9 protein-coding genes and 5 tRNA genes are annotated in these 14,007 nt (G+C 41.7%); 2 read left to right on the forward strand and 12 right to left on the reverse strand.

Annotated elements, in window-relative coordinates; genetic code table 11:
* Positions 1 to 3: 3 nt before the first annotated feature.
* From rsxD to H5164_RS11475, 10 genes are all read right to left on the reverse strand, one after another.
* A complete protein-coding gene (gene rsxD, locus H5164_RS11430) occupies positions 4 to 1,056 on the reverse strand; it encodes an electron transport complex subunit RsxD (RefSeq protein WP_182756207.1) in 1,053 nt (350 codons plus the stop codon).
* Between the two features lie 5 nt (positions 1,057 to 1,061).
* Positions 1,062 to 3,587: an electron transport complex subunit RsxC gene (rsxC, locus tag H5164_RS11435; protein WP_182756210.1), complete on the reverse strand. Its 2,526-nt coding sequence runs from the start codon at positions 3,585 to 3,587 to the stop codon at positions 1,062 to 1,064.
* Positions 3,581 to 4,159: an electron transport complex subunit RsxB gene (gene rsxB / locus H5164_RS11440; RefSeq protein ID WP_124015021.1), complete on the reverse strand. Its 579-nt coding sequence runs from the start codon at positions 4,157 to 4,159 to the stop codon at positions 3,581 to 3,583. Before rsxB ends, rsxC begins: the two co-directional genes overlap by 7 nt.
* Positions 4,160 to 4,161: 2 nt before the next feature.
* Positions 4,162 to 4,740 carry an electron transport complex subunit RsxA gene (gene rsxA / locus H5164_RS11445; RefSeq protein ID WP_124014721.1) on the reverse strand — a complete coding sequence of 193 codons (579 nt, stop codon included), beginning with the start codon at positions 4,738 to 4,740 and terminating at the stop codon, positions 4,162 to 4,164.
* Between the two features lie 140 nt (positions 4,741 to 4,880).
* On the reverse strand, positions 4,881 to 6,779 hold the full coding sequence (locus H5164_RS11450) for an EAL domain-containing protein (RefSeq protein WP_182756212.1): 1,899 nt from the start codon (positions 6,777 to 6,779) through the stop codon (positions 4,881 to 4,883).
* Between the two features lie 325 nt (positions 6,780 to 7,104).
* Positions 7,105 to 7,180: transfer RNA gene (locus tag H5164_RS11455), tRNA-Asn, on the reverse strand.
* A 29-nt stretch (positions 7,181 to 7,209) separates the two neighbouring features.
* Positions 7,210 to 7,285, reverse strand: a tRNA-Asn gene (locus tag H5164_RS11460).
* A 29-nt stretch (positions 7,286 to 7,314) separates the two neighbouring features.
* Positions 7,315 to 7,390: transfer RNA gene (locus H5164_RS11465), tRNA-Asn, on the reverse strand.
* A 23-nt stretch (positions 7,391 to 7,413) separates the two neighbouring features.
* Positions 7,414 to 7,489, reverse strand: a tRNA-Asn gene (locus tag H5164_RS11470).
* A gap of 33 nt (positions 7,490 to 7,522) precedes the next feature.
* A tRNA-Asn gene (locus H5164_RS11475) sits at positions 7,523 to 7,598 on the reverse strand.
* Between the two features lie 1,307 nt (positions 7,599 to 8,905).
* Here H5164_RS11475 and uvrB point away from each other — a divergent pair.
* Entirely contained in the window at positions 8,906 to 10,927 is a 2,022-nt protein-coding gene (uvrB, locus tag H5164_RS11480; RefSeq protein ID WP_124014723.1) for an excinuclease ABC subunit UvrB, read from the forward strand.
* A gap of 147 nt (positions 10,928 to 11,074) precedes the next feature.
* Here uvrB and asnS read toward each other — a convergent pair whose 3' ends face one another.
* Positions 11,075 to 12,475, reverse strand: coding sequence for an asparagine--tRNA ligase (gene asnS, locus H5164_RS11485; protein ID WP_124014724.1), 1,401 nt, complete (start codon positions 12,473 to 12,475; stop codon positions 11,075 to 11,077).
* 181 nt (positions 12,476 to 12,656) lie between these two features.
* On the opposite strand from asnS, the gene H5164_RS11490 reads away from it, so the two are divergent.
* Complete coding sequence (locus tag H5164_RS11490; protein WP_124014725.1) at positions 12,657 to 12,992, forward strand: hypothetical protein; 336 nt, start codon at positions 12,657 to 12,659, stop codon at positions 12,990 to 12,992.
* Positions 12,993 to 13,085: 93 nt separating this feature from the next.
* Here H5164_RS11490 and H5164_RS11495 read toward each other — a convergent pair whose 3' ends face one another.
* The gene (locus tag H5164_RS11495; protein ID WP_182756214.1) at positions 13,086 to 13,661 is read right to left on the reverse strand and encodes a CoA pyrophosphatase; all 576 of its coding nucleotides are present in this window, start codon (positions 13,659 to 13,661) and stop codon (positions 13,086 to 13,088) included.
* Positions 13,662 to 14,007 lie beyond the last annotated feature (346 nt).

Raw genomic sequence — 14,007 nt, forward strand, 5'->3', positions numbered from 1 at the left:
TAATTAATTTCCTGCTCGATGACCATAACTGCGAGGGCGAACATAATAATCGATAAATGGTGCGCACATATTCGCCAGTAACACTGCAAATGCGACAGCATCAGGATAGCCGCCAAACGTCCTTATTAAGTAAATAAGTAAGCCTATCATGGCGCCAAATATTAGACGACCACGAGTACTCGTTGCCGCAGTCACAGGGTCCGTGGCAATAAAAAATGCCGCCAGCATGGTTCCCCCAGAAAATAAATGCATCGTAGGGCTCACGAAGGTATCAGGGCTGATTAAAAAGCCAATACTGGCACAAACAAATAAGCTCAAAAGAATTGATCCGCTTATGTGCCAGCGGATCACCTTGAGCTTCAGCATGACTATGCCGCCAATGAGATAGGCGATATTGACCCAAAACCAACCTTCGCCAACAGTGCCAGAAAAGATAGTCTTAGTCATACTTTCTGTTGTAGTCAGGCCCATCGACAGGTCGGTTTTTAGGGTATCTAGTGGCGTGGCCATCGTTGTGCCATCAATCGCAAGATGGAAATAGTCTGCAGCGTAGCCAGTGTTTAATTGAAAGATACTGTTGAACGTATGCAACATATCGGCGCTGTTGAGGGCTAATGTTTGCGGGGCAACCCATGATGTCATTTGCACTGGAAATGAGATCAACAGCAGTACGTATGCAGCCATAGCAGGGTTAAAGACATTATTGCCCAATCCACCATAGAGCTGCTTGACAATCACAATCGCAAATAATGTCCCGATAACGATCATCCACCAGGGTGCTAAAGGCGGAATTGCAACCGCCAGTAAGCTTGCCGTCACCAATGCGCTATTATCCGCTAAGATTGCCGTTATATTTTTGTGACGTAACTTTATTACTGCAGCTTCAGCGAGATAAGCTACTGTGATGGCGAGTAATAATTGAACTAAGGTACCATAGCCAAAATAATAGCTTTGTACAGCAATCCCGGGGATCAAGCATAGCGCAACGCGCTTCATCACTGTATTGGTTTGCGATGTTGAACTGACATGTGGTGATGAGGCAATTTTAAATGCCATAGTGGTTATTCCTCTTGCTTAGCACTGTTAGCGAGTTTCTTGGCTTTCGCTTTGGCGACAGCGGCGGCAATTTTGGCTTTTTTGTCATCAATAGGAGCTTCGCTATTGGTCATATCAACATCACTAGCGGTCTTAATCGCCTGATTGACGACGGTAGATGATACGGCTGACTCATCTGTTTGCGTCAACTCATTAGCTAATGCTGCTTTTTTAGCTTTTGCTTTAGCCACTGCGGCAGCGATTTTAGCTTTTTTGTCATCGACAGGAGCGGCGTTAATACTGCTATCTGTTGCACTGGGGCTATTTATCGCCTCAGCCGCAACAGCACTATCAGGCTCAGCTGGGTTATCGGTTGCAGCCGATTCATTCGCTAACGCGGCTTTTTTGGCTTTTGCTTTAGCCACCGCAGCAGCGATTTTAGCTTTTTTGTCATCAACATGAGCGACGTTAATACTGCTATCTGTTGCACTCGGGGTATTTATCGCCTCAGCCGTAACAGCACTATCAGACTCAGCAGGGTTATCGGTTGCAGCCGATTCATTAGCTAACGCGGCTTTTTTGGCTTTTGCTTTAGCCACCGCAGCAGCGATTTTAGCTTTTTTGTCATCGACAGGAGCGGCGTTAATACTGCTATCTGTTGCACTCGGGTTATTTATCGCCTCAGCCGTAACAGCACTACTCGATGTAGCTGAGTTATCGGTTGCAGCCGATTCATTAGCTAACCCTGCTTTTTTGGCTTTTGCTCGAGCTACCGCAGCGGCAATTTTTGCTTTCTTGTCGTCGATATTATCAGCGGAATGATCAGCAGTTGCCTCTGTGACATCAGCTTGCTTATCAGCTAAAGACTGAGCTGCAATAGCGGCTTTTTTAGCTTTAGCCCGCTCAATTGCTGCACTAACCGCGGTTTTCTTAGCGTCCGGACTGTCTACAGCTACACTTGGTGCATCGGTAATGTTTGTTTGTGTTGTGACTGAGTCCTTTGTCGCATCTGCTGTTTGAGCCTTTTTAGCAGCAATACGTGCCATTGCAGCGGCAACGGCATCTTTGTCGCTCGATTTCATATTCGCTTGGCGTTTAGCCGCTGCTTGCTTAGATTTTTCTTCTCGAGCCGTTTTTTCATCTTCAAGTCGTTGTAGGCGCACTTCAAAACGTTGTTTTGCTCTTTCAGCTTGTAGTTTTTCTTCTGCAGTATTTTTCAGCGCAGATTTAGCCACGCGATAGTATTCTACTAATGGAATATCACTTGGGCATACGTAACTGCAACAACCACATTCTATGCAGTCTTTTAAGTTAAAGCTGGCAGCCTTATCGTATTCTTCGGCCTTTGCATGCCAAAATAATTGCTGAGGTAGCAATAATGCCGGGCAGGCAACTGCACACTCACCACATCGAATACAGGCTTTCTCATCTGCGTCTGGTGCGATTTCTGCTTGGCTGGGGGTCAGTAAGCAGTTAGTACCTTTTAATATTGGCACATCGAGATCTGCTAGTGCGTATCCCATCATTGGGCCACCCACAATGACTTTTTGGCTATTATCTGGGGCAAAGCTGACTTGATTTAGAGCATCGGCCACCGTTGTTCCTATGCGAAGCCAATAGTTTCCTGGTTTTCCGACCCGTTCTCCAGTGAAAGTGACAACGCGTTCAATAAGTGGCTTACCTTGTAAAACGGCTTCTTGAATCGCATAGGCGGTACCGACGTTATGCATCACAATACCAAGTTGGGCTGGAATGGCTCCACTGGGTACTTCTTTGCCGGTAATAATTTGAATCAGTTGTTTTTCACCGCCAGAAGGATACTTGGTCGGAATAACCGTGACGCGAATAATATCATTAGGCAATGTACTGCGAGTAATTGCCGCTTGCATTGCTTTTGCTGCTTCAGGTTTATTATCTTCAATAGCGATAACAATGCGCTGAGGATTGAGTAAGTGATGAATAATGCTGATCCCAGTTAAGATCTCATCACTGTAATCACGCATTAATCTGTCATCGGCGCTGATGTAGGGTTCACACTCGACACCATTAATGATCACTAAATCTATTTCACTGGCAGGGTTAAGTTTTACGTGGCTGGGAAACGCTGCGCCGCCCATACCCGCGATACCCGCTTGTTTAATTTTGTCTAAAATAGCCGACTTTGACAGTTGTTCAAGCTGGTTTGGTATTAATTCACACCAAGTATCTTGACCATCAGCTTCGATGATGCAGCTTAATACTGGCAATGTAGAAGCATGATTACTGTTATGTTGCTCTATGGCGACAACCACACCAGAGGTAGGCGCGTGAACAGGCAAATAAGTAAAGCCTGCTCCTTCAGTGAGAGCTTGACCTTTGAGTACGTGGTCACCCACCTTGACACTCATGGTCGCAAGTTGCCCGACGAGGGGAACCGGTACGACAAATCGCGATGGCAAGGGTAACGACGATATTACGCTTTGATTGGATAATGTTTTCAGTTCAGGTGGATGGATCCCGCCAGGAGAGCGCCACAAATGACCTTTATCTAATTGCTCTAATAACGTTAACACCGTTTATCCTCTTGCTGTTGATCGATTACGCTTATTGGAATTGCGCGTAATTTCCAATCCCAATTTTGTATAGTGGTTTCAACGGGGATCATGTCAATACAATCGACGGGACAAGGTTCAACGCATAAATCGCAGCCAGTACAATCTTTGGCAATCACGGTATGCATTAATTTTCCAGCCCCTAAAATAGCGTCGACTGGGCATGCTTGAATACATTTAGTACAGCCAATACATTCATCTTCGCGGATATAAGCCACTTTTTTCACATTGGCTTGGGCTGCTTCACCTAATGGTTCCGGTTCTACGCCCATGAGTTCGGCAATCTTTTCCATGGTAGCAGTACCACCAGGAGGGCATTTATTGATTTTATCGCCATTGGCAATGGCTTCGGCGTAGGGCCGGCAACCCGGATAACCACATTGTCCACACTGAGTCTGTGGCAGCAGGGTGTCAACTTGATCAACAATAGGATTGCCTTCGACTTTAAATTTTTTCGATGCAAAGCCTAAAATGACTCCAAATGCTAACGCTAAAACGGTCAATATCGCTACAGCAATGAATATACTCGACAACATTAGTTAACCAGCCCCGCAAACCCCATAAAGGCTAATGACATTAAACCTGCAGTGATCATCGCAATCGCACCACCTTGAAAAGGTAAGGGCACGTCTGCAGCAGCCAAGCGCTCACGCATGGCTGAAAATAAAATTAACACTAGAGAAAAACCAACAGCAGCACCAAAACCATAAATAGCCGATTCAATAAAGTTATGGTCTTCATTAACGTTAAGCAATGCCACGCCTAATACCGCGCAATTGGTGGTAATAAGCGGTAGATAAATTCCCAAAGCACGATGTAAAGACGCGCTGGTTTTTTGCACCACCATTTCAGTGAACTGTACGACAACAGCAATAACTAAAATAAAGCTCATGGTGCGTAAATAGCTTAAGTCAAAAGGTTGCAGTAAAAATTCGTTGGTTAAATAACTCAGAATAGAAGCAAGGGTCAACACAAACGTGGTGGCCATTGACATGCCGATCGCCGACGCTAATTTACTCGACACCCCCATAAAAGGGCATAGACCTAAGAATTTTACCAGAACGAAGTTATTTACCAGCACTGTGCCGATCAACAGGAGAAGATACTCTGTCATTGCTACAATTTTTTTGACCAATAGATACGAGTATTATCTTAGGTTTGGCGCCGATAAACAACGGATAAAAAATAAGGTTAAACATAAAATGTTTAACCTTAGAATAAAAGCGATATATTTACCGTATATTAACGTTGTTTTTACTGTTTATTTAACAATAACTCAGGTTTAGCAATATAATAACCTTGCATACCATCAACTAACAGTTTTTCTAACGTCAGCTTTTCGTCTTGTTTTTCAACCCCAGTAGCGATAACACGGATACTGATGCGTTTAGCAATATCGACAATCATCCGGACAAAGAACTTATTATTATTGTCCTGTTCGATATTGTCACTGTAACTACTGTCTAACTTGATAAAATCAGGACGAACCTCTCGGAAAAATTTAAATGATGTAAAGCCTAAACCAAAGCGCTCGATAGCCACTTTTGCTCCAGCTTTGTGTATCTCGTTTACAAAATTATGGCTAGATTCTAAATTAGTTTGCATGCCTGATTCATTCAGTTCAAACACCAATCGAGCCGCTGTGCCTCGATTTTTAGTTAATATGTCTTTAAGCCACATGGTAAAACCGTCTTGATGTGCTGAAGAAGCACTGATATTAACTCCCATGTGGCCTGAAATGCTTGGGTTCTCACTCAACACCTTAATGGTTTGTGTCACGATCATTTTATCTAATTCAACACTCATCCCATATCGTTCAGCCATTGCAATGACTGTGGTAGTGGGTAAATGTTTACCTTCGACATTATAAAAGCGTGCTAATAATTCACGGTAAACTTCAGTCGCATTATTACAAGGTTGGATAGGTTGTTGATAAAACTTAATACTTCTTCGATTAATTAAGTCATCGATAGTGATTTTCCAATGTTCCGTGCTTATTTGCTCACTACCCGATAGTTTCTCTAATTGATAGTAACGATTTGGTCCCATTGTTTGCGCCACGCTGACGGCCGTATCGGCTAATGCCATCAATGCCAATGGCTCGTTACCTTGCTGATAGGGCACCATACCAGCATGTGCAATGGAATCACTTTTAGTTGTTTGAGCATATTCATCTAAGTGCCGTTTAAGGTGTTCTAAAAATCGTTCGCCTTCTTTAAGTGAAATGCTGTCAATAAAAATAGCAAAATCACCACTTGAGATTCTAAAGCACTCACTCATTCCAAGATTAGCTAGCGATTTTCGAATACAAGTTGCTAATTTTGCTAAATAATCATCTCCAGCAGCACGTCCATGCAACTGATTGATGCTTGCCAGTTCAGCAGCCTTAACGACTATGAGTACACCATACTGTTGCTTATCCGTTTTACTAATTGCTTCAATATGTTGTGTAAAACGTTGTCGAGTTGAAAATCCACTGACGGGATCTTGATATGCGGCTTTAGTTAATTGTTCATTCTCTTTTCTGACACGATCTAAGTTGAGCTTTAATTGGCTGCGACAAATTTCCAGTGTATTACCGAGTGGTCTTAAAACACCTGGAAAGCGCGATTTCTCAATGGCGAGGAAGGATAAATCAGGAATATGAGAGATGTATTCGGCAGCATAGTTGATTCTTCGGCGGTGTAGTTGCATCAGCAATGCAAATAACAACATCAATGACACATAAGCGATAATCAATAAGGTTGCTGTCTGTTGTAAATCATCAAAACTGGCTGATAATACGCTCGCGGTATCTAATCTAACTTGTAAGCGACCGTCAGGAAAATTTTGTACATGGCCTAATTCAATATTGAAGATTTCACTGGCGAAATCTCCCGCTGGACGAAGTAAGCTGCCATGAGTAAAATTGTTATTATTATCAGTTTTATCAATATACTGAAAAAACTGAAAGGAGAAGTCTTTAGACATAAGCTGGTATAGTGCTTCGCCACTCCCTTGCCACTGATCAATAGTTTGCACGTATTGCTGATAATTAACCCGTGCAATTTCACCTTGTTGTTGAACTTCATTATTTTCCACCGTAAAAATTCGGAAAATTAATAAACCGAAAACGATAAAAAGAACAAGCTGAAAGGATTTCGATAAGCCCATAAAACATCTATTCCTTGAGTGTGTTTGGCTAAACTTGCTCGATCTGGCACAAACCTTGTGCTGCAGTGGTTCGAATGTCGTTTTTTAACCAAAAGTAAAATGCGCTATATAGTTTGTATAATAACCAATAATATCATAGCAGAAATGAGATTAAATAATGATTAATCTAAGGTTATATTTCCGATAGAAAATTTAACGATTGTAATCACAAAAATTTTAACATAAATGACCAATGATAAAGGATCATCAATGACTAATAAGATATTGAATTACATGGGAGGTTCGTAGGAGGGGAGTTTTAGCTGTGCGATGAAGTTAATAATAATGGCTCCCCAGACTGGACTCGAACCAGTGACATACGGATTAACAGTCCGCCGTTCTACCAACTGAACTACTGGGGAATTATTATTACTTATTTTAATCTTTGAAATGGCTCCCCAAACTGGACTTGAACCAGTGACATACGGATTAACAGTCCGCCGTTCTACCAACTGAACTATTGGGGAAGCGTATTATTTCAAATATGTTATCTCGATGGCTCCCCAAACTGGACTTGAACCAGTGACATACGGATTAACAGTCCGCCGTTCTACCAACTGAACTATTGGGGAATCGTTTCGATAACGGTAAATATTGGCTCCCCAAACTGGACTCGAACCAGTGACATACGGATTAACAGTCCGCCGTTCTACCAACTGAACTATTGGGGAATTATATTTACATCTCAACTTACTTTTACTAAATGGCTCCCCAGACTGGACTCGAACCAGTGACATACGGATTAACAGTCCGCCGTTCTACCAACTGAACTACTGGGGAAGCGTTTTTAGCAATGTATTGCTGAGAACGGAGCGCATAGTAAAACGCTCTGGTAACTGAGTCAACTCGAGTTATAAAAAAAAACGCATTTATGTGACTAATTGGTTACCAAACACACATCGTGAACGACTTTTGCTCGTTTGTGGTGATATTTTGACAATGAAAACAAAATTAATCACTTACTCATAAAATGGATTGTCGAACACTAACGATGCTGTTTATGTCAATTTCTTTGGGGAGGAGGTAGTTTGTGGTTGAAATTTGTTCGACTGACTTGATTTATCTCTTTGTAAAAGAATGTGGCACAAGTTTTAGCGACAAAGTCTCTCAATAAGCATATATCGAGCAATAAATTGTTCGTTGATACATTAGACTACTTAGCTAATCTCTTGAGATCACGTTAGTGTTCACTTTTACTGTAGCACCGCTGACTCATGACGCTTAACTTCATCTCATGATTTCCATCTTGATGCCTCATCATAATAAAGTGATTATTCAAGTGCTGATATTTCGGCTAAGTGCGAGCTCAGTTTAACTAATGTATTTAAGCGAATGAACATTAACATTAATGAAATGGGTATCGAAAGTAGATGACTCAGAGATGGGATCGCAAGCTTGATCGATATTCAATCGATTGCTAAAGTAATTGTAGATTATCTAATTTAGCTATTCTTGACCCAATAGGTGAACTATTGTCGCTATCTTTCGTATTAATCTGCAAATGTAATTAAATTTCATCACAAATTTCTTACGCTTTTATGAAACTCACTTGGTCGCTACCCCGCAGCAGTATTGAACTTTATTGACTTATCCACTAAATCTGTGGATAAACTTGTGGACTTCTTATGTAAATGAGCGGCAACCCCTTATTGCGCTTGAGTCGGACTTAAATTGGTACAATTATTTAGCGATAAGTTAAGTTGTATTTAATCAACTAGATACAAAAATCAATAACTTTCTTTTGTCACTGTTCTCTCAGTTGCAAAATTGTAATCTCTTTGGACAGTAGATTGTGTATTAAATTATGATTTAAGTTAGTTTTTCGGCGTATTACAGTGATTTAATCATGACCTTATCCATTTGTTTATAACTTTCACTTTAGGATCTTTATTTTGTCACATTACAGTGCTAAGTCGCTGATATTGATCTGAATAAAACATGCCCCAATTAATGGCTATAATCCGCTTTTAGGATTCATTTGGGCATAGCTTTAAATGATAAGAGAAGCTGTGCAATGATATTTTATATCGCCATTTGCTTGTTTTTGGGTATATCATAAACAGTTAATTAAAATAGGAAGCCGTGTTGTGTCAGAGTCCGTTTTTTCCCTAGAGTCCAAATTTGAACCCGCCGGCGATCAACCTACAGCGATAAAAAAATTAGTTGATGGTTTAGAATCCGGTGTGGCTAGCCAAACGCTACTCGGCGTTACTGGATCAGGTAAAACATACACAATCGCCAATGTCATTAAGCAAATGGGGCGGCCAACTATTATCATGGCGCCTAACAAAACCCTTGCAGCTCAGCTCTATGGTGAGATGAAAGAGTTTTTTCCACATAATGCGGTTGAATATTTTGTATCCTACTACGATTACTATCAACCTGAAGCCTATGTTCCTGCGTCTAATACCTTTATAGAAAAAGATGCATCTGTGAATGCTCACATAGAGCAAATGCGTCTATCAGCCACTAAAGCGCTTTTAGAGCGTAAAGATGTGGTGCTCATCGCCTCGGTATCAGCTATATACGGTTTAGGTGATCCCGACTCTTATATGAAGATGCTATTACATTTGCGCCAAGGTGATTTTATGGGGCAACGGGACATCCTCATCCGACTCAGTGAATTGCAATACAAACGCAATGATATTGAATTACAACGCGGCACATATCGAGTTCGTGGTGAAGTGATTGATATTTTTCCGGCAGAATCTGAACGTGAAGCGATTCGAATTGAATTGTTTGACGATGAAATAGAACGCTTAAGCGAATTTGATCCTTTGACTGGACAGATTAACAAGCGCATCGCACGCACCACTATTTATCCTAAGACCCACTATGTTACCCCGCGAGAAAAAATTCTTGCCGCCACGGAAGAGATAAAGGAAGAGCTACGAGAACGCCGTCAGTATTTACTTGATAACAATAAATTGATTGAAGCTCAGCGGATCACTGAACGGGTTCAATATGACATTGAAATGATGGTCGAGCTGGGTTACTGCTCTGGAATTGAAAATTACTCGCGATATTTATCCGGTCGATCATCTGGAGATGGTCCACCAACATTACTTGATTACCTTCCTGCAGATGGTTTACTGATCATTGATGAATCACATGTCACAGTGCCGCAAATCGGCGCTATGTACAAAGGTGACCGAAGCCGAAAAATGAACTTAGTAGAGTATGGCTTTCGATTACCATCTGCATTGGACAATCGGCCATTAATGTTCGAAGAGTTTGAGCGATTAATGCCGCAAACTATTTTTGTTTCTGCGACACCTAGTTTATATGAACTTGAAAAAAGTACCGGAGAGATAGCAGAGCAGGTGGTAAGGCCTACGGGGTTGCTCGACCCTGTTTTAGAAGTGCGTCCAGTGGGTATTCAAGTTGATGATTTATTGTCTGAGATCCACAAACGTGTGGCGGTGAATGAAAGGGTGCTGGTTACCACATTGACCAAACGGATGTCAGAAGATCTGAGTGAATACCTTGATGAACATGGCATAAAAGTGCGCTATCTGCATTCTGACATTGATACCGTTGAGCGGGTTGAGATTATCCGAGATTTGCGTTTAGGGCGTTTTGACGTACTGATTGGGATTAACTTATTACGTGAGGGCTTAGATTTACCAGAAGTATCATTAGTCTGTATTTTAGATGCCGATAAAGAGGGTTTTTTACGTTCCGAACGCTCACTTATCCAAACCATTGGTCGTGCGGCCCGTAATGTTAACGGCAAAGTTATTTTATATGCAGATCGCATAACCAACTCAATGGCTAAAGCCATGGGGGAAACGGAGCGTCGACGCGAAAAACAACATCTACACAATGTGGCCAATGGGATTGTGCCGCGAGGTGTGGTGAAAAGTATTACAGATGTGATGGATGTTGGTGATAGCAACTTCAGTAAAGGTACACGTAAAAATCACTCTAAATTTGCTGAAGTCGCAGAAGAGCGCGCTAAATACACCAGTATTGCTGATTTGAGTCATCAAATTGATAAACTTGAAAAACAAATGCATGAACATGCTAAAAATTTAGAGTTTGAGCAAGCAGCAGCTGTGCGTGACGACGTTAAACATTTACGAGATCTGATCATTGTTAATAGCTAACAAGTTCAAAATATAATCCCTGTCTGCTGCCAGACGGGGAAGAGTCTCATGTGATCACAAACAACTGCATCGATAAATTATTCTAAAACTGCTCATAAAAAAACGCGCCAATTGGCGCGTTTCTGTTGTTGCATATTATTGAGATAATTAGAAACTGGCTGAGCGTGGGGCACGTGGGAAAGGGATAACATCACGAATGTTGTTAACGCCAGTAACGTACGATACCAAACGTTCAAAACCTAGACCAAAGCCTGCATGAGGTACTGTGCCATAGCGACGTAAGTCGCGATACCACCAGTAATCTTCTTGGCTTAAATCCATTTCAGCTAAACGCTTATCAAGCACGTCTAAACGCTCTTCACGTTGCGCACCACCGATGATCTCACCAATGCCTGGTGCTAACACGTCCATAGCGGCAACTGTCTTACCGTCATCATTTAAGCGCATGTAGAAAGCTTTAATGTCTTTCGGGTAGTTTTTTACTACCACAGGTGCTTTAAAGTGTTCTTCAGCTAAGTAGCGTTCGTGCTCAGACTGTAGATCGATACCCCATTCGACTGCGAATTCAAACTTCTTACCGCAGTTTTTAAGGATTTCAACCGCATCAGTGTAATCCACTTGGGCGAAATCACTGCTCACAAAGGCTTGTAAACGTTCAATAACGGTTTTATCAATACGCTCATTAAAGAAGGTTAAGTCATCCATACGCTCTTCAAGTACCGCACTGAAAGCGAACTTAAGCATTTTTTCCGCTAACTCAGCCGCATCGTCTAATGTAGCAAACGCCACTTCAGGCTCAACCATCCAGAATTCTGCAAGATGGCGAGTTGTGTTGGAGTTTTCAGCACGGAAAGTCGGACCAAAGGTATACACTTTGGATAATGCACAAGCATAGGTTTCTGCGTTCAACTGACCCGATACGGTTAAGAATGCTTCTTTACCGAAAAAATCTTTATCGTAATCAACTTTACCTGCGTCAGTACGTGGAAGATTTTCCATGTCTAATGTCGACACGCGGAACATTTCACCTGCGCCTTCACAATCAGAAGCGGTAATAAGCGGGGTAGATACCCAGATAAAACCTTCTTGATGATAGAAACGATGGATTGCTTGCGATAAACAGTTACGAACTCGAGCTACAGCACCAATAATATTGGTACGTGGGCGTAAATGGGCGAGTTCACGAAGATGCTCAATAGAATGACGTTTAGCCGACATTGGATAAGTATCTGGATCATCAACAAATCCAGTCACTACGATTTCAGATACTTGTAATTCAAATGCTTGGCCGGCACCTGGAGAGGCTACCACTTCACCTGTCATCACAACAGAGCAGCCTGCAGTCAATTTCAATACATCGTCATTGTAATTGGCTAGGCTATTTGGCACGACACCTTGAATAGGGTCGAAACATGAACCGTCATAAACGGCCAAGAAAGAGATACCCGCTTTTGAATCACGACGAGTTCTTACCCAGCCACGTATAGTGACATGTGAACCAACGGCGTGTTCAGCTTTAAATACAGAAGCGACAGATGCAATGCTCATTGTTGCTTTATTCTCCAACGTATAGAATATAAATATAAAATTTGGGTTTATCTTACCTTGCTGGTGGCTTTTCTCAAGCTGAAAACGCTATTCTATAAAGATTATTGTGATACTTTTGAGTAAGTCGATTAAATATTTGGCGAATTAGCCTCGTATTCTCTCGTTAACCAAGGAAAAGGCCATGTCTCGTTTAGGTATTATACAAGTGGTGTTGACTATTTTGTCATTATTAGGCTGGAGCTTAGCCATTTATGCATTGATTATCTTTGGCGAAGCCAGACCCGATAGAGCCGTAGGGTACTTTTTGAGCAAGGGCGCCACGGTCCGCTTAAACTGGGATCCACAGTTAACCATTAAATTAGAATACCTAATTTGGTGGTGTGCCGGTGTTAGTTTTCTCAACCTGCTGGTAAATTTTTATGCTAAGGCCACTACGCGCATAGGGTTTTGGGTTAATATTCCGTTGTTGTTTTTGGTGTCAGTGTCTGCGGGTTTGTACATTCGTTACGTGGTGTAGATGTGTTGATTAATGCTCACGCAGAAGCCAATAAAAGTGGTTGCCGTTTGGGCGTTGAATTGGATTTTTATTTAAATCGCCAATGTTATAGGCTTAATTGATATCGATATGACGACACAATAAGTCGATAATGGCGGCGGTAACCCCCCAAATAAACTTGTCTTCAAAAGGCATAAAGTGAACTTGATACCTTGCCCCATGTCGATAATGAAACATGTTATGGCGGTTGCTGCGCTCAATAAAAAAATTGAGTGGTACCAAAAAGCAATCTTCAACCTCACCAGGATCTAGCACCAATTCAAAAGGCTGCTTTACCATCGCTACCACAGGGGTAATTTCAAAACCAGTAAAGGTTTTGTGCGCAGGAAAAATCCCTAGAATATCGACATTTTCAGGCTGTAATCCTATTTCTTCGTGCGCTTCGCGCAGTGCCGTATGAATAATATCCCTATCATTTGGCTCAACTTTACCGCCAGGAAAGCTGATTTGACCAGGATGGTGACGTAAATGCATAGGACGCCGAGTTAACATAATATGCAGTTGCTGATCGACTTCCATTACTGCAATTAACACCGCGGCTTGACGACCAAGATATGATTTGGGCGCAGAAGTGATGGTTGAGCGCAGCCGATGTAAGTTATAGCGTAAAGTGAATTCGTGTTTATTCATTGGTAACGTCTGGATCCTATTCATTATATCAGGCTGTTTTAGTCGTAAATAGTCACAATCATTCGATGGTATCTACCAAAGCTTAACCAGCATAACGGAGCCATTTAATGGTGGCATTTTACCACAATGATCGATATGAGTGCGCTTAGATATCTTATAGAAAAACAACACCTGTTATAAATTTAATACCATACAATACCCCGTCTACAGTAAATCAATATTTCGTTCCTATTTTATTAATCTTTCATCAATAGCAGGCAAATGCTATTGGTGGCTAATCAGTGGTCTACTGATGATCATTAATTCATCTGGAAGTCTCTTCTATTTAGCTGCGCTATTTTATGGC

The sequence above is a fragment of the Shewanella sp. SG41-3 genome, from assembly GCF_014164545.1.
Taxonomy (GTDB): domain Bacteria; phylum Pseudomonadota; class Gammaproteobacteria; order Enterobacterales; family Shewanellaceae; genus Shewanella; species Shewanella vesiculosa.

What these genes read in the sequence shown, in the direction of transcription:
- H5164_RS11495 (WP_182756214.1), bottom strand. Translation starts at nt 13,661, where the DNA reads ATGAATAAACACGAATTCACTTTACGCTATAACTTACATCGGCTGCGC.
- H5164_RS11490 (WP_124014725.1), top strand. Translation starts at nt 12,657, where the DNA reads ATGTCTCGTTTAGGTATTATACAAGTGGTGTTGACTATTTTGTCATTA.
- asnS (WP_124014724.1), bottom strand. Translation starts at nt 12,475, where the DNA reads ATGAGCATTGCATCTGTCGCTTCTGTATTTAAAGCTGAACACGCCGTT.
- rsxA (WP_124014721.1), bottom strand. Translation starts at nt 4,740, where the DNA reads ATGACAGAGTATCTTCTCCTGTTGATCGGCACAGTGCTGGTAAATAAC.
- rsxD (WP_182756207.1), bottom strand. Translation starts at nt 1,056, where the DNA reads ATGGCATTTAAAATTGCCTCATCACCACATGTCAGTTCAACATCGCAA.
- H5164_RS11450 (WP_182756212.1), bottom strand. Translation starts at nt 6,779, where the DNA reads ATGGGCTTATCGAAATCCTTTCAGCTTGTTCTTTTTATCGTTTTCGGT.